Source organism: Streptomyces himalayensis subsp. himalayensis, from assembly GCF_013778455.1.
GTDB lineage: Bacteria > Actinomycetota > Actinomycetes > Streptomycetales > Streptomycetaceae > Streptomyces > Streptomyces himalayensis.
Genome location: NZ_JACEHE010000022.1, coordinates 21,955 through 35,961, shown reverse-complemented (window position 1 = coordinate 35,961; position 14,007 = coordinate 21,955). Strand labels below are relative to the sequence as shown.

14 protein-coding genes are annotated in these 14,007 nt (G+C 69.2%); 7 read left to right on the top strand and 7 right to left on the bottom strand.

Annotated elements, in window-relative coordinates; all coding sequences use genetic code 11:
• The first annotated feature begins 144 nt into the window (after positions 1-144).
• Positions 145-1,137, top strand: a complete 993-nt coding sequence (locus H1D24_RS29545; RefSeq protein WP_181660779.1) for an acyl-CoA desaturase — start codon at positions 145-147, stop codon at positions 1,135-1,137.
• The gene (locus H1D24_RS29540; protein WP_181660778.1) at positions 1,134-1,811 is read left to right on the top strand and encodes a TetR/AcrR family transcriptional regulator; all 678 of its coding nucleotides are present in this window, start codon (positions 1,134-1,136) and stop codon (positions 1,809-1,811) included. Before H1D24_RS29545 ends, H1D24_RS29540 begins: the two co-directional genes overlap by 4 nt.
• A 38-nt stretch (positions 1,812-1,849) precedes the next feature.
• Here H1D24_RS29540 and H1D24_RS29535 read toward each other — a convergent pair whose 3' ends face one another.
• Complete coding sequence (locus H1D24_RS29535) at positions 1,850-2,740, bottom strand: trans-aconitate 2-methyltransferase (protein ID WP_181660777.1); 891 nt, start codon at positions 2,738-2,740, stop codon at positions 1,850-1,852.
• A gap of 144 nt (positions 2,741-2,884) precedes the next feature.
• Between H1D24_RS29535 and tamR the strand changes: the two genes are divergently transcribed.
• Positions 2,885-3,382 (top strand): MarR family transcriptional regulator TamR, encoded by a 498-nt coding sequence (tamR, locus tag H1D24_RS29530; RefSeq protein WP_181660776.1) that lies wholly within the window; start codon positions 2,885-2,887, stop codon positions 3,380-3,382.
• Here the strand turns inward: tamR and H1D24_RS29525 are convergent.
• Complete coding sequence (locus H1D24_RS29525; RefSeq protein WP_181660775.1) at positions 3,341-4,114, bottom strand: response regulator transcription factor; 774 nt, start codon at positions 4,112-4,114, stop codon at positions 3,341-3,343. The genes tamR and H1D24_RS29525 overlap by 42 nt on opposite strands.
• 258 nt (positions 4,115-4,372) lie before the next feature.
• On the opposite strand from H1D24_RS29525, the gene H1D24_RS29520 reads away from it, so the two are divergent.
• Positions 4,373-4,828 carry a GNAT family N-acetyltransferase gene (locus H1D24_RS29520; protein WP_181660853.1) on the top strand — a complete coding sequence of 152 codons (456 nt, stop codon included), beginning with the start codon at positions 4,373-4,375 and terminating at the stop codon, positions 4,826-4,828.
• Positions 4,829-4,873: 45 nt separating this feature from the next.
• On the opposite strand, the gene galK is transcribed toward H1D24_RS29520, so the two are convergent.
• The 3 genes from galK to galT are packed head-to-tail and all read right to left on the bottom strand — an operon-like array spanning position 4,874 to position 8,066.
• Positions 4,874-6,034, bottom strand: coding sequence for a galactokinase (gene galK / locus H1D24_RS29515; RefSeq protein WP_181660774.1), 1,161 nt, complete (start codon positions 6,032-6,034; stop codon positions 4,874-4,876).
• Positions 6,031-7,005 (bottom strand): UDP-glucose 4-epimerase GalE, encoded by a 975-nt coding sequence (gene galE / locus H1D24_RS29510; RefSeq protein ID WP_181660773.1) that lies wholly within the window; start codon positions 7,003-7,005, stop codon positions 6,031-6,033. Before galE ends, galK begins: the two co-directional genes overlap by 4 nt.
• Positions 7,002-8,066 (bottom strand): galactose-1-phosphate uridylyltransferase, encoded by a 1,065-nt coding sequence (gene galT / locus H1D24_RS29505; RefSeq protein ID WP_181660772.1) that lies wholly within the window; start codon positions 8,064-8,066, stop codon positions 7,002-7,004. The genes galE and galT overlap by 4 nt, the downstream gene beginning before the upstream one ends.
• Positions 8,067-8,349: 283 nt before the next feature.
• On the opposite strand from galT, the gene H1D24_RS29500 reads away from it, so the two are divergent.
• A complete protein-coding gene (locus H1D24_RS29500; protein ID WP_181660771.1) occupies positions 8,350-10,020 on the top strand; it encodes a sodium:solute symporter family protein in 1,671 nt (556 codons plus the stop codon).
• Between the two features lie 21 nt (positions 10,021-10,041).
• Positions 10,042-10,317, top strand: a complete 276-nt coding sequence (locus tag H1D24_RS29495; RefSeq protein WP_181660770.1) for a hypothetical protein — start codon at positions 10,042-10,044, stop codon at positions 10,315-10,317.
• 31 nt (positions 10,318-10,348) lie between these two features.
• On the opposite strand, the gene H1D24_RS29490 is transcribed toward H1D24_RS29495, so the two are convergent.
• Together H1D24_RS29490 and H1D24_RS29485 are read right to left on the bottom strand one after the other, a co-directional pair.
• Entirely contained in the window at positions 10,349-11,095 is a 747-nt protein-coding gene (locus H1D24_RS29490) for a helix-turn-helix transcriptional regulator (RefSeq protein WP_258564405.1), read from the bottom strand.
• Positions 11,096-11,435: 340 nt separating this feature from the next.
• Positions 11,436-13,259: an ABC-F family ATP-binding cassette domain-containing protein gene (locus H1D24_RS29485; RefSeq protein ID WP_181660769.1), complete on the bottom strand. Its 1,824-nt coding sequence runs from the start codon at positions 13,257-13,259 to the stop codon at positions 11,436-11,438.
• A 156-nt stretch (positions 13,260-13,415) separates the two neighbouring features.
• On the opposite strand from H1D24_RS29485, the gene H1D24_RS29480 reads away from it, so the two are divergent.
• Positions 13,416-14,006, top strand: coding sequence for a Uma2 family endonuclease (locus H1D24_RS29480; protein WP_181660768.1), 591 nt, complete (start codon positions 13,416-13,418; stop codon positions 14,004-14,006).
• Position 14,007 lies beyond the last annotated feature (1 nt).

Genomic DNA, 14,007 nt, shown 5'->3' with positions numbered 1-14,007 from the left:
CAGTCTCGAGGCCTCTCGTGCTCTTGCCGGACCGCGGGACGCCAGGGGGACGCCACACTTACGATGCCGTAGGTTACGGAAGCGTAGGGAAACTGCATCCAGGACACCTGCCACCATCACCCTCGACCCCACAGGGGACGCCCCATGACCACACGCTCCGATGTGATCGCAGACGCCCCAAAGGCGGCGTCAGACAAGACCGGGACCCCACTCCCCTCTGCCACGCTCGGCGGTGAGCAGAAGCGGTCGATCGAGCAGATCACGCTGCTGCTGTTCATCACGGTGCCCTTCCTGGCCCTGCTGGCGGCCCTGCCGCTGGCCTGGGGCTGGGGTGTGAGCTGGCTGGATCTCGGCCTCCTGGTCTTCTTCTACTACCTCGGGTGCCACGGCATCACGATCGGTTTCCACCGTTACTTCACTCACGGCTCGTTCAAAGCCAAGCGGCCCTTGCGCATCGCGCTGGCGATCGCGGGTTCGCTGGCCGTGGAGGGTCCGCTGGTGCGCTGGGTGGCCGATCACCGCAAGCACCACAAGTTCTCGGACGCCGAGGGCGACCCGCACTCGCCCTGGCGTTACGGCGAGACTGTGCCTGCTCTGATCAAGGGCCTGTGGTGGGCTCATCTCGGCTGGATGTTCGACGAGGAGCAGACTCCGCAGGACAAGTACGCACCGGATCTGATCAAGGACAAGGCGATCCGGACGATCTCCCGCCAGTTCATCTACTGGACCATGCTCTCGCTGGCGCTGCCCGCCGTGATCGGCGGTCTGGTGACGATGTCCTGGTGGGGCGCCTTCACGGCGTTCTTCTGGGGCTCACTCGTACGAGTTGCGCTGCTGCACCACGTGACGTGGTCGATCAACTCGATCTGCCACGCGGTGGGCAAGCGGCCCTTCAAGTCGCGTGACCGCTCAGGCAACGTCTGGTGGCTGGCCGTTCTCTCGTGCGGGGAGTCCTGGCACAACCTCCACCACGCCGACCCGACCTCCGCCCGTCACGGGGTGGAGCGCGGCCAGATCGACTCGTCGGCCCGGATCATCCGCTGGTTCGAGCAGCTGGGCTGGGCGTACGACGTGCGCTGGCCTTCGAAGTCCCGTATCGACTCCCGCCGCAAGGCAGAGGCCGTCGACCCGGCATGATTGACAGTGTGGCGACCGACTCCAGCAGCACCCCGAGCAACGAGAAGCCGCGGCGCACGCGCCGTACCCGTATGACCGGTGCCGAGCGCCGTCAGCAGCTGCTGGAGATCGGCCGCACGCTGTTCGCCGACAAGGGTTTCGAAGGCACGTCGGTGGAGGAGATCGCGGCCCGCGCCGGGGTCTCGAAACCGGTCGTGTACGAGCACTTCGGCGGCAAGGAGGGGCTGTACGCGGTCGTGGTGGACCGCGAGATGCGCCGCCTCCTCGACATGGTCACCGGCTCCCTCACCGCCGGCCACCCCCGCGAGCTGTGCGAGCAGGCCGCCTTCGCCCTCCTCGACTACATCGAGGAGTACACGGACGGCTTCCGCATCCTGGTCCGCGACTCCCCCATCCCCCAGTCGACGGGCTCCTTCGCCTCCCTGATCTCCGACATCGCGACGCAGGTCGAGGACATCCTCGGCCGCGAGTTCAAAAGCCGCGGCTTCGACCCGAAGCTCGCCCCCCTGTACGCCCAGGCCCTGGTCGGCATGGTCGCCCTGACGGGCCAGTGGTGGCTGGACGTCCGCAAGCCCAAGAAGGCGGAGGTGGCGGCGCACCTGGTCAACCTGGCATGGCACGGCCTGGACGGGCTGGAGCCGAAGCCGCGGTTGATAGGGCACCGGAAGAACTGACGGTCCTGGTGCCCGCCGGCAGTTCGAGGCGGGCGGTCTCAGGCGTCCGCCTTCCGCGCCACCGCGAAAAGCCGCCGGAACGGGAAGACCGTCCCGTGCGGCGTCGCCGGGTAGGCCTCGCGGAGCAAGGCCCTGTACTCGGCAAGGAAGGACTCCGTCGCCGCCTGGTCGTCCGCCAGGGTCGTGAGGATCGGGCGGAGGCCCGTGCCCTTGACCCAGTCCAGGACCGGGTCCTCGCCCTCCAGAAGGTGGAGGTACGTCGTCTCCCAGACGTCGGCCTCACAGCCGAGGGCGACCAGCCGCTCCAGGTACTCGGGTGCCGTGAGTACCGCGTCCGCGTGGCGCAGGACTCCGGCCAGCCGGTCCTTCCACTTCTCCGACTCTGCCAGTTCCCGCATCAGCACGTGGCTGGGCGCGTCGAAGTTGCTCGGTACCTGGAAGGCGAACGTGCCGCCGGGGACGAGTCCGGCGATCCATGGCGCGAAGGACTCCGCGTGGTCCGGCACCCACTGGAGCGTCGCGTTCGAGATGATCAGGTCGTACGGCTCGTGCGGGGACGGGGACCACGTCCGCACGTCTGCCGGCGCGAAGTCGAGGCGACCGCCGCCCGCCGTGGGGCCCGCGAGCGGTTCTGCCCGGGTGAGCATCTCCGGCGAGTTGTCGAAGCCGGTGATGTGGGCGGTGGGCCAGCGGTCCGCGAGGAGCTGCGTCACATTGCCCGGACCGCACCCCAGATCGGCGATGCGCGGCGGGCGGCCGCCCCCCTCGACCGGGCGGCCGGCCCCCTCAACCGGGCGGCCGACCCTCTCGACCGGGACCTCGGCCGGGAGTTCCGGTACGCGGGCCAGCAGGTCGACGAAGGGCCGGGCGCGATGTCCCTCGTGGCGGAGGTACTGGCGCGGATCCCAGAGAGGGGCGGTGGCGGGCATGGCGAGGCCTCCTTGCCGCCGACATCCACACGGTCGGCCAAGTCCAGCGGCCCCGGGATTCCGGGCGCCGTACGCCCATCCTCACGCCGTCGATATCTTGACGTCAAGAGACTTCATGTCGACAGACCCTCTACACTTGATCGCATGGAGGACGAGGTCGATCGGCTGGTCGCAGCGTGGCGCCGGGAGCGCCCTGACCTCGACGTGGAACCGCTGGAGGTGCTCAGCCGGGTGAGCCGGTTGTCCCGGCATCTGGACCGCGCCCGTCGGCTGGCGTTCTCCGAGCACAATCTCGAGCCGTGGGAGTTCGACGTGCTGACGGCGCTGAGGCGTGCGGGAGCCCCGTATCAGCTCTCGCCCGGGCAGCTGCTCACGCAGACCCTCGTCACCTCCGGGACGATGACGAATCGCATCGACCGGCTCGCGAAGAAGGGCCTCGTCGAGCGGCTGCCGGACCCCAGCGATCGGCGTGGTGTGCTGGTGCGGCTCACGGACGAGGGGCGCGACCGCGCGGACCAGGCGCTGGCCGGGCTGCTCGACCAGGAGCGGGCGATCCTCAGTGAGCTCTCGCGCGCCCAGCGCACCGAACTGGCCGCGCTGCTACGCCAGCTGACCGCCCCGTTCGACAACATCCCCGGCTGACGCCAGATCCACGGGGCCGACGCCGGCCCGGCGCGCCAGCGCCACGGCGGCAAGCGTGGAGTGGACACCCAGCTTCCCCAGCACGTTCTGCATGTGCGTACGCACCGTGTGCGGGGAGAGGAAGAGCCGCTCGGCGACGGCCTTCCGGCCCAGGCCCGCGACCATGCAGCGCAGCACCTCGCGCTCGCGCGGGGTGAGGGACTCCACCAGGCGTTCGCTCTCCGTGCGGTGCTTGCGGGCCGCCGTCAGCTCGCGCAGTACGCCCGTGAGCAGGGCGGGCGGCAGGTGCGTCTCGTCGCGCAGTACGCCGCGGATGACGGTGAGCAGCCGGGACAGCGAGCAGTCCTTGGCGACCCAGCCGGAGGCTCCGGCTCCCAGGGCGAGCGCCGCGCGGCGCGGGTCGTCCTTCTCGGCGAGCACGACCGTGCGCACGGCCGGCTGGGCAGAACGGACGCCGGCGACCAGCGAGATGCCGTCGACCAGGCCGTCCTGGTTGCCCTCCTGGACGGGCACCGCGGCGCGTCCGCCCGGCACGGTGCCGCCCAGATCGGCGTCGACGAGCAGAACGTCGAATCTGCGGCCCTCGGCGGCGGCCCGCTCCAAGGAGCGCAACGCGGCCGGGCCACTGCCGGCCGCGGAGACGTCGACGTCCGGCTCGGCGGCGAGAGCCGCGGCGAGCGACTCGGCGAAGATGCGGTGGTCGTCGACGACCAGGACTCGGATGCGAACCACGTGAAACCCCCTTCCCCAAGCTCCGTGAGGAGCAGGGGAGAACGATCGTCGGGGGACGGCCGGCGCAGGTACGGCGCCCGGAGAGAGTCACCGCAGTCGCACGGCCGCCGCCGTGCTCACACTGCTACCCCACTCCGGGCGTCGTACCCGACTGTCTCGCCCCCTGATCAACACCGGCCCCCACCGGCGCTGCCATCAGGGTACGGGCGAGCGGCAGGCACGGAAGGAAATTCGCAAAACTGGTTGGCCAGCGCGTTTATGGTGAGCCGCATGTTTCGTATAGAGACGGAAGTCGACAGACAGCGACGTGATCTGCTTCGTTCGCGACTGAGGGACACCAACACCGAGGCGTCCCCGGTGCTGCGCGAGCTGCGCGGAACGCAGCTGGACCGAGAAGTTCCGCTGCAGCTCTGGGCGTTGGACGAGTCCGGCGAGCTCGCGGCGGGCCTCGACGCGCACACGTGGGGGCGGTGGCTGCACGTGAACCTGCTGTGGGTCGACGCCCGCCACCGCGGTACGGGGCTGGGCTCGCAGCTCCTCACGGCCGCCGAACGAACGGCCCGCGAGGAGCGCGACTGCGTCAACTCCCGTGTCTGGACATGGGACTTCCAGGCGCCGGACTTCGACCGTAAGTACGGGTATGAGGTGGTGTGCGCGATCCCCGACTATCCGGCGGGGATCACCGAGTACACCCTGACGAAGCGAATCGGCTGATCAAGCACTGTCGAAGCGCCCGCTCAGCCGATCCACCCGGACCAGTCAGGCGATCCGCCGCGCCCCCGCCGAAGGCACCGCCGGGAACACCCGCGGTGCCGTGTAGCCGGCCGCCGCGAACGCCTCCATGACCGACTTGGTCACCGTCTCGGCGTCGGACTCCTCGACGAGGACGACCGCCGAGCCGCCGAAGCCGCCGCCCGTCATACGAGCGCCCAGCGCGCCGGCCGCGTTCGCGGTCGACACGACCAGGTCCAGCTCGGGGCAGGAGATCCGCAGGTCGTCGCGGAGCGAGGCGTGGCCCTCGGTGAGGACCGGGCCGATGGCGCGCACGTCACCGGCGTCGAGCAGTGCGATGACCTGCTCGACCCGGTGGTCGTCGGAGACCACGTGGCGTACGTAGCGGCGGACCCGCTCGTCGTCCAGCTTGGCCAGGGCCGCTGGCAGCTCCTCGTACGCGATGTCGCGCAGGTGGGAGACGCCGAGCGCCCTCGCGCCCGTCTCGCAGCCTTCCCGCCGCTCGGCGTACGCCCCGTCGCCGAGCGCGTGCTTCACGCGGCTGTCGACGACGAGCAGCTGGAGGCCGTGGGCGGACAGATCGAAGGGGACCTGACGGATCGACAGGTCGCGGCAGTCGAGGTGCAGGGCGTTGCCCTCGGTGCAGCAGGCCGATGCCGTCTGGTCCATGACGCCGCAGGGGACGCCGACGAAGTCGTTCTCGGCGCGCTGGGCGAGCTTCGCCAGCTCGGGGCGGGTGAGGCCGAGTTCGAACAGGTCGTTCAGGGCGAGGGCGGTGACGACCTCCAGGGCCGCAGACGACGACAGGCCCGCGCCGGTCGGCACGGTCGAGGCGAGGTGGATGTCCGCGCCGGTGACGGCGTGGCCCGCGCCGCGCAGCACCCACACGACGCCCGCCGGGTACGCGGCCCAGCCGGTGTCCGTGCCGGGCTGCAGCTCGTCGACGCGGAGCTCGACCACGGGTCCGTCGATGTCGGCGGAGTGCAGCCGCAGTACCCCGTCGTCCCGGCGGGAGACCGCGGCGACCGCGGTGTGCGGGAGCGCCAGCGGCATCACGAACCCCTCGTTGAAGTCCGTGTACTCGCCGATCAGATTGACCCGGCCCGGTGCGGCCCACACGCCGTGCGGCGCCGCCCCGTACAGCTCCTCGAAGCCCGCGGCGACCGCCGCAGCGCCACTCTCGCTCACGATCCGCTCTCCTCCTGACGTGCCTGCGCGAACGCCCAGGCGTCGGCGACGATTCCCGCGAGGTCCGCGCGGGACGGGTTCCAGCCGAGGCGCTCGCGCGCCGTCTGGGCGGAGGCGACCAGGACCGCCGGGTCGCCGCCGCGGCGCGGGGCCACGACCTCGGGGATCGGGTGGCCGGTGACCTGGCGGACGGTCTCGATGACCTCGCGGACCGAGAAGCCGTTGCCGTTGCCCAGGTTGCAGATCAGGTGCTCGCCGAGCGTCGCGGCGTCCACGGCGAGGAGGTGGGCCTCGGCCAGGTCGGCGACGTGGATGTAGTCGCGGATGCAGGTGCCGTCGGGCGTCGGGTAGTCGTCGCCGAAGACGGAGATGGCCTCGCGCTTGCCCTGCGCGACCTGGAGGACGAGCGGGATGAGGTGCGACTCGGGGTCGTGCCGCTCGCCGCAGGTGCCGTAGGCGCCGGCCACGTTGAAGTAGCGCAGCGACACCGCACCCAGCCCGTGGGCGGCCGCCTCGCCGGTGATCATGTGGTCGACGGCGAGCTTCGACGCGCCGTACGGGGAGGTCGGCGCCGTCGGGTCGGACTCGGTGATCGGCGTGTTGACCGGCTCGCCGTACGTCGCCGCGGTGGAGGAGAAGACCAGCTTGCGGACCCCGGCCTCGCGCATCGCGGCGAGCAGCGCCATCGTGCCGCCGACGTTGTTGTCCCAGTACTTCTCGGGCTTGACCACCGACTCGCCGACCTGCGAGAACGCGGCGAAGTGGAGCACGGCGTCGTAGGAGTCGTCGAGCCACTTGGCGGCGTCGCGGATGTCGCCCTCGATGAACGCGGCGCCCGCGGGCACGCCCTCGCGGAAGCCCGTGGAGAGGTTGTCGAGGACGGTGACCTGGTGGCCCGCCTCCAGCAGGTGCTGGGCGACGACGCTGCCGACATAGCCCGCTCCGCCGGTGACCAGGTACTTCCCACTCATGAACTCGCTACCTCTCGCAGTCGCTGGGCCGCGGTCTCCGGCGGCACGTCGTTGATGAACACGTTCATGCCGGACTCGGAACCCGCGAGGAACTTCAGCTTGCCGGAAGTGCGGCGGATGGTGAAAAGCTCGAGGTGGAGCGCGAAGTCGTCACGGCTGACGCCCTCGAACTGCTCCAGCCCGCCGAACGGCGCCTGATGCCAGGCGGCGATGTACGGCGTCGGCGGTTCACCTTCACCGAAGATCCGGTCGAAGCGCCTCAACAGTTCCAGATAGACCTTGGGGAACTCTGTGCGTGCGTCCTCGTCGAGCGCCAGCAGGTCGGGCACGCGGCGCTTGGGGTAGAGGTGCACCTCGTACGGCCAGTGGGCGGCGTACGGCACGAAGGCCACCCAGTGCTCGTCCTCCAGCACGATCCGGGAGCCGTCGGCCCGCTCCTGCTCGACGACGTGGTCGAAGAGGTTGCCGCCGCCGGTGGCCTCCTTGTGCGCGGCGGCCGAGCGCAGCATCAGGGCCGTACGCGGGGTGGTGAAGGGGTATCCGTAGATCTGGCCGTGCGGGTGGCCGAGAGTGACGCCGATCTCGGCGCCGCGGTTCTCGAAGCAGAAGACCTGCTCGACGGCACTCAGGTGGGAGAGCTCGGCGGTACGGTCCGTCCAGGCGTCCAGGACGAGCCCGGCCTGCTCCTCGGTGAGGTCGGCGAAGGACGCGTTGTGGTCGGACGTGAAGCAGACGACCTCGCAGCGGCCGGAGTCGCCGGCGAGCGAGGGGAAGCGGTTCTCGAAGACCACGACGTCGTAACTCGAGTCGGGGATCTCGCTCAGCCGGCCGCCCTCGGACGGGCACAGCGGGCACTCGTCGGCCGGCGGGTGGTAGGTGCGGCCCTGGCGGTGCGAGGCGATGGCGACGGAGTCGCCGAGGAGCGCGTCGTGGCGGATCTCCGACGTCGTGGACGTCGGATCGAGCGGCCGCCGGTCGGCGGCATCGCGTACGACGTCGTCACGCGAGTCGTAGTAGATGAGCTCACGACCGTCGGCGAGCCGGGTCGAGGTCTTCTTCACTGGCGGGCTCCTCATCACACCCATCAAACAGAACTACACATAACAAACCACAATGCAACAGCAGCGTCAATGCCCGAACAGGGCAGCCGAAAGGCCGAGGCGTGCGCGGATCGCCCCTGGCGAGACAGGCATCACGAAGTGCATGGATCTGCCACGGATAATCCGGGCAAAGTCGTGAGGTCGATCACAATCAAACAGAGAACATCAGGTGAACTGTTCAGATCTTGAAAGATTGGGCGTAGGTTTCGGCGAGTTAAGTTCGCGCAACGAAGCGAGTTCCCCCATGCACTACCTCGCCGACGGGCTCCGGCTCCCCACGAACGGGCTCGATTACACGATCCTGGCGATCTATTTCGTCGTCGTTCTGGGCATCGGCTTCGCCGCCCGGCGCTCTGTGAAGACGAGCCTCGACTTCTTCCTGTCGGGCCGCTCGATGCCCGCCTGGATCACCGGCCTCGCCTTCGTCGCCGCCAACCTCGGCGCCACGGAGCTTCTGGGCATGGCCGCGACCGGCGCCCAGTACGGCGTCGCCGTCGTGCACTGGTACTGGATCGGCGCCATCCCGGCCATGGTCTTCCTGGCCCTGGTGATGATGCCGTTCTACTACGGCTCCAAAGTCCGGTCCGTTCCGGAGTTCCTGCTCCAGCGCTTCGACAAGTCGGCGCACCTGCTGAGCTCGATCCTCTTCGCGGTCGCCTCGATCCTGATCGCCGGCGTCAACCTGTACGCCCTCGGGATCGTCGTCGAGGCACTCCTCGGCTGGCCGCAGTGGGTGTCGATCGTCGTCGCCGGCCTCCTGGTCCTCGCGTACATCACGATCGGCGGTCTGTCCTCGGCGATCTACAACGAGGTCCTGCAGTTCTTCGTGATCCTCGCCGCGCTCATCCCGATCACCATCCTCGGCCTGAAGAAGGTCGGCGGCTGGGACGGCTTGACCAGCTCACTGCAGCAGAGCCACGGCGACAACTTCCTGTCCGCCTGGGGTGGTACGGGCATCGGTGAGGCCAACGCCCTGGGCGCCAACTGGCTGACGATCGTCCTCGGCCTCGGCTTCGTGCTCTCCTTCGGCTACTGGACGACCAACTTCGCCGAGGTGCAGCGCGCCCTGTCCGCGAAGAACCTGTCCGCCGCCCAGCGCACGCCGCTGATCGCCGCCTTCCCGAAGATCTTCGTCGTCTTCCTGGTGATGATCCCGGGCCTCGTCGCCGCCGTCCTCGTCCCGAAGATCGGCACCGCCGGCTCCGACCTGACGTACAACGACGCGATCCCCTACCTGATGCAGGAGCTGCTGCCCAACGGCGTGCTCGGTATCGCCGTGACCGGTCTGCTGGCCGCCTTCATGGCGGGCATGGCGGCCAACGTCTCGTCGTTCAACACCGTGTTCACGACCGACATCTGGGCGAAGTACGTGGTCAAGGACCGCGACGACGCCTACTACGTGAAGTTCGGCCGGCTCATCACGGCGATCGGTGTGCTGGCCTCCATCGGCACGGCGTTCCTGGCCTCCAGCTTCTCCAACATCATGGGGTACCTGCAGACCCTGTTCTCGTTCTTCAACGTTCCGATGTTCGTGGTCTTCATCATCGGTATGTTCTGGAAGCGCGCGTCCATGAAGTCCGGCTTCTGGGGCCTGATCGCGGGCACCGTCGCCGCGATGGTCAACTACTTCGTGATCTACAAGCAGGGCATCGTCGACATCCCGACCGACCAGGGCGCCAACTTCGTCTCCGCGATCGCCGGTTTCGTCGCCGGTGCGGTCGTCATGGTGGCCGTCACGCTCTTCACCAAGCCGAAGCCGGAGGCCGAACTGGCCGGACTGGTCTACGGCACCCGCTCCCCCGGCATGGAGGAGCTGCCCGAGAAGGGCGACGACGCCTGGTACCGCAAGCCGGCCCTGCTTGGCTGGGGCGCGATCGTGCTGGCCGCCCTCTGCTACATCCCCTACTCGTTCTGACCTGATCGGAGGCACTGAATCATGTCTGACCTGCAGCGCGAAGTCTCCGAGCTGGAGAGCAAGTCGGCGACCGCCGCCCGCCTCTTCGACCTCCGCCGGATCATCGGCTACCTGTTCCTGGTCTACGGAGCGATCGTCACGATCGCCGGAATCAACCCGTCCGAAGCCGACCTGGCCAAGGCGGAGGGCGTCCACATCAACCTGTGGACCGGCATCGGCATGCTCGTCCTGGGCCTGTTCTTCCTGGCCTGGGTCAAGCTGCGCCCGACGGCGCCGCCTACGCCCGACGAGGAGTAGTCGCCGGTAGTCCCCCGGACGGGGCCGGAGTTCACTGCGATGACGGTGACTCCGGCCCCGTCGGCGTATCCGGGGCGCCTGACGAACCGGGCGCGGCCGGCAGGGCGCCCGGCACCGGACCCGCGCGGTCCAGCAGCCCCGTACGGGCCGCGAGCGCCGCCGCCTCCAGCCGCGATCCGACCCCCAGCTTCATCAGCACCCTCTGCACATGCGTGCGCGCCGTACTGGGCGCTATCCCCATCCCGGCCGCGATCAGCCGGGTGTCCTCGCCGTCCGCGACCCTCACCAGCACCTCGATCTCGCGCGGGGTGAGCATCTGCAGCAGCCGCTGCCCCTCGTCGTCGGGCTGGGCGGCCGGATTGAGCAGCTCACCGAAGGCGCCCTGCAGCAGCTGAGGCGCCACCGCCGCCTCCCCGGCCCGCGCCTTCATGATCGCGCGCTCGACGCCCTCGATCCGCTCGTCATGCCGTACGTAACCGGAGGCGCCGGCCGCGAAGGCCGCGGCGATCCCGCGCGGCGACGGCACGGGGCCGAGGACCAGGACCGCCACCTGCGGCCGCTCCCGCTTGATCTTCACCACCGGGTCGAAGATCCCGGGCTCCGCCGGTGTCGCCGTACCCAGCAGACACACCTCCGGCGCCCTGCTGATGACGAGCTCCGCCGCCCCCGCGGCCGGGGCGGTGGCGGCGAGCACCCGGTGCCCGCGCAGCTTCAGCGCCGAGGCGAGCGCCTCGGCGAGCAATCGGTGATCGTCGACCACCATGAGACGCACACCCATCGAGAACCCCCCAGTTCCCCCCACTGATCCCCCACGGATCCGGAGGCCCCCCGGTCTCCGTTCATCGGAAGCTACACGCTTGTTCGACATTGCGCGCCCCCTACTGGTGAAAGTGCCCCGGAATGCGGAAATGGCACATCGACCGGTGACAAGGCGAGAACGAGCAAGATACGGGAACGGCCCCGCTCCTGGGGAGCAGGGCCGTTCCGGGCACTTCCAGGTGTACGCGCCGCCTACCTGGCGGCTCCTGGGCGCCGAAAGCGATCGGCGCCGTCAAGGGGCCGGGGGTCTGGGGGTCTGGGGGTCTGGGGGGTCTGAGTGTCGCCCCCAGAAGGCACGGTCACGCGTCCTCAGCGAGCTCCAGCCACCGCAGCTCCAACTCCTCGCGCTCACCGACCAGTTCGCGCAGCTCGGCGTCCAGTCCGGCCACCTTCTCGAAGTCGGTGGCATTCTCGGCGATCGCGGCGTGCAGCTTGGACTCCTTCTCCGAGATCCGGTCCAACTGCCGCTCGATCTTCTGGAGTTCCTTCTTCGCGGCGCGGCCCTCTTTAGAAGACACAGTCGCTGCGGAGACCGTCTTCTCCTGGGCAGTTGCGGCAGCGGACGCCGCGGCCGGTGCGGCCGCCTCGGCCATGCGGTGCCGCCGCTCCAGATACTCGTCGATTCCTCGGGGCAGCATCCGCAGCGTGGCGTCACCGAGAAGCGCGAACACGCGGTCGGTCGTCCGCTCGATGAAGAACCGGTCGTGGGAGATCACGATCATCGAGCCGGGCCAGCCGTCGAGGAGGTCCTCGAGCTGGGTGAGCGTCTCGATGTCGAGGTCGTTGGTCGGCTCGTCGAGGAAGAGGACGTTCGGCTCGTCCATGAGCAGGCGCAGCAGCTGCAACCGCCGCCGCTCGCCGCCGGAGAGGTCCCCCACGGGCGTCCACTGCTTCTCCTTGCCGAAGCCGAACGTCTCGCAGAGCTGGCCCGCGGTCAGCTCGCGGCCCTTGCCGAGGTCGACCCGGTCGCGGACCTGCTGCACGGCCTCCAGGACCCGCAGGCCCGGGTTGAGTTCGCCGACCTCCTGGGAGAGGTAGGCGAGCTTCACGGTCTTGCCGACGACGACCCGGCCGGCGGTCGGCTGCTTCTCGCCGTCCGAGCGGGCCGCGTCCGCCATGGCCCGCAGCAGGGAGGTCTTGCCCGCGCCGTTGACACCCACCAGGCCGATACGGTCGCCCGGGCCGAGCTGCCAGGTCAGATGCTTGAGCAGCACCTTCGGGCCGGCCTGCACGGTCACGTTCTCGAGGTCGAAGACGGTCTTGCCGAGCCGTGAGGACGCGAACTTCATCAGCTCGCTGCTGTCGCGCGGCGGCGGCACGTCCGCGATCAGTTCGTTGGCGGCCTCGACACGGAACCGCGGCTTGGACGTACGGGCGGGGGCGCCGCGCCGCAGCCAGGCGAGCTCCTTGCGGACGAGGTTCTGCCGCTTGGCCTCCTCGGTCGCCGCGATGCGCTCGCGCTCGGCCCGAGCGAAGACGTAGTCGGAGTAGCCGCCCTCGTACTCGTAGACCGTGCCGCGCTGCACGTCCCACATGCGTGTGCAGACCTGGTCGAGGAACCACCGGTCGTGCGTGACGCAGACCAGCGCGGAGCGCCGCTCCCGCAGATGCCCCGCGAGCCAGGCGATGCCCTCGACGTCGAGGTGGTTGGTCGGCTCGTCGAGGACGATCAGGTCCTGCTCGGCGATGAGCAGCTTGGCGAGCGCGATACGGCGCCGCTCGCCACCGGAGAGCGGGCCGATGACGGTGTCCAGGCCGCGCTCGAAGCCGGGCAGGTCGAGACCGCCGAAGAGGCCCGTCAGAACGTCGCGGATCTTGGCGTTGCCCGCCCACTCGTGGTCGGCGAGATCGCCGATGACCTCGTGCCGCACGGTCGCCTCGGGATCGAGCGAGTCGTGCTGCGTGAGCACGCCGACGCGCAGCCCGCCACTGTGCGTGACCCGCCCGGTGTCGGCCTCCTCCAGCTTGGCGAGCATCCGGATCAGGGTCGTCTTGCCGTCGCCGTTGCGACCGACGACACCGATCCGGTCCCCCTCGGAGACGCCGAGGGACACGCCGTCGAGCAGTGCACGGGTGCCGTACACCTTGCTGACTGCTTCGACATTGACCAGATTGACGGCCATTTCACTCCTGACGCGGGGATCGATCAGCCATCAAGCGTAGGCCCTTCGGGGGATGAACCGGGGCGCAGAGGAGTCGTCACTCTTTGTGATGACGCGATCCGAATCCGGCCGCTACCGTGGAGGAGCAGCCGAAGAATCCCGCCCATGGGAGGAACCATGACCGCCGAGTCCGTCGAGCAGTCTCGCTGGCCGATGCCCCCGATGGACGGTTACACCGTGGACGACCTGTTCACGCTGCACGATCTCCCGCCGCACACCGAGCTGATCGACGGGAGTCTGGTCTTCGTGAGCCCGCAGCGCTACTTCCACTTCACCGCGATCGACCTCCTGGTGAATGGCTTGCGCCGCAGCCTGCCGCCCGACCTGAAAGTCGCTCGCGAGATGACCGTGGTACTGGACCGTCGCAATGGACCCGAGCCGGACATCTCCGTCGTCAAGGCCAGCGCCAAGACGGGACCGCTGCAGACGCACTTCAAGGGCGAGGATGTGGTACTGGCCATCGAAGTCATTTCCCCAGAATCCGAATCGCGCGACCGCTATACCAAGCCGCACAAATATGCCGCAGCGGGCATCCGCCACTTCTGGCTGGTCGAGATGGCGGGCCCGGACTGTCACCCCGTCGTCCAGGTCTACGAGCTGGGACAAACCTCCGGTACGTATGCCTTGACCGGCATCCACCACGATCACATCAAGGTCGACGTGCCCTATCCCATCGACATCGACCTCACCGCCATCGAAGAGCTCTGAG

Coding starts and splice junctions, on each gene's coding strand:
- H1D24_RS29545 (WP_181660779.1), top strand. CDS start 145: ATGACCACACGCTCCGATGTGATCGCAGACGCCCCAAAGGCGGCGTCA.
- H1D24_RS29540 (WP_181660778.1), top strand. CDS start 1,134: ATGATTGACAGTGTGGCGACCGACTCCAGCAGCACCCCGAGCAACGAG.
- H1D24_RS29535 (WP_181660777.1), bottom strand. CDS start 2,740: ATGCCCGCCACCGCCCCTCTCTGGGATCCGCGCCAGTACCTCCGCCAC.
- tamR (WP_181660776.1), top strand. CDS start 2,885: ATGGAGGACGAGGTCGATCGGCTGGTCGCAGCGTGGCGCCGGGAGCGC.
- H1D24_RS29520 (WP_181660853.1), top strand. CDS start 4,373: ATGGTGAGCCGCATGTTTCGTATAGAGACGGAAGTCGACAGACAGCGA.
- galE (WP_181660773.1), bottom strand. CDS start 7,005: ATGAGTGGGAAGTACCTGGTCACCGGCGGAGCGGGCTATGTCGGCAGC.
- H1D24_RS29500 (WP_181660771.1), top strand. CDS start 8,350: ATGCACTACCTCGCCGACGGGCTCCGGCTCCCCACGAACGGGCTCGAT.
- H1D24_RS29495 (WP_181660770.1), top strand. CDS start 10,042: ATGTCTGACCTGCAGCGCGAAGTCTCCGAGCTGGAGAGCAAGTCGGCG.
- H1D24_RS29490 (WP_258564405.1), bottom strand. CDS start 11,095: ATGGGTGTGCGTCTCATGGTGGTCGACGATCACCGATTGCTCGCCGAG.
- H1D24_RS29485 (WP_181660769.1), bottom strand. CDS start 13,259: ATGGCCGTCAATCTGGTCAATGTCGAAGCAGTCAGCAAGGTGTACGGC.
- H1D24_RS29480 (WP_181660768.1), top strand. CDS start 13,416: ATGACCGCCGAGTCCGTCGAGCAGTCTCGCTGGCCGATGCCCCCGATG.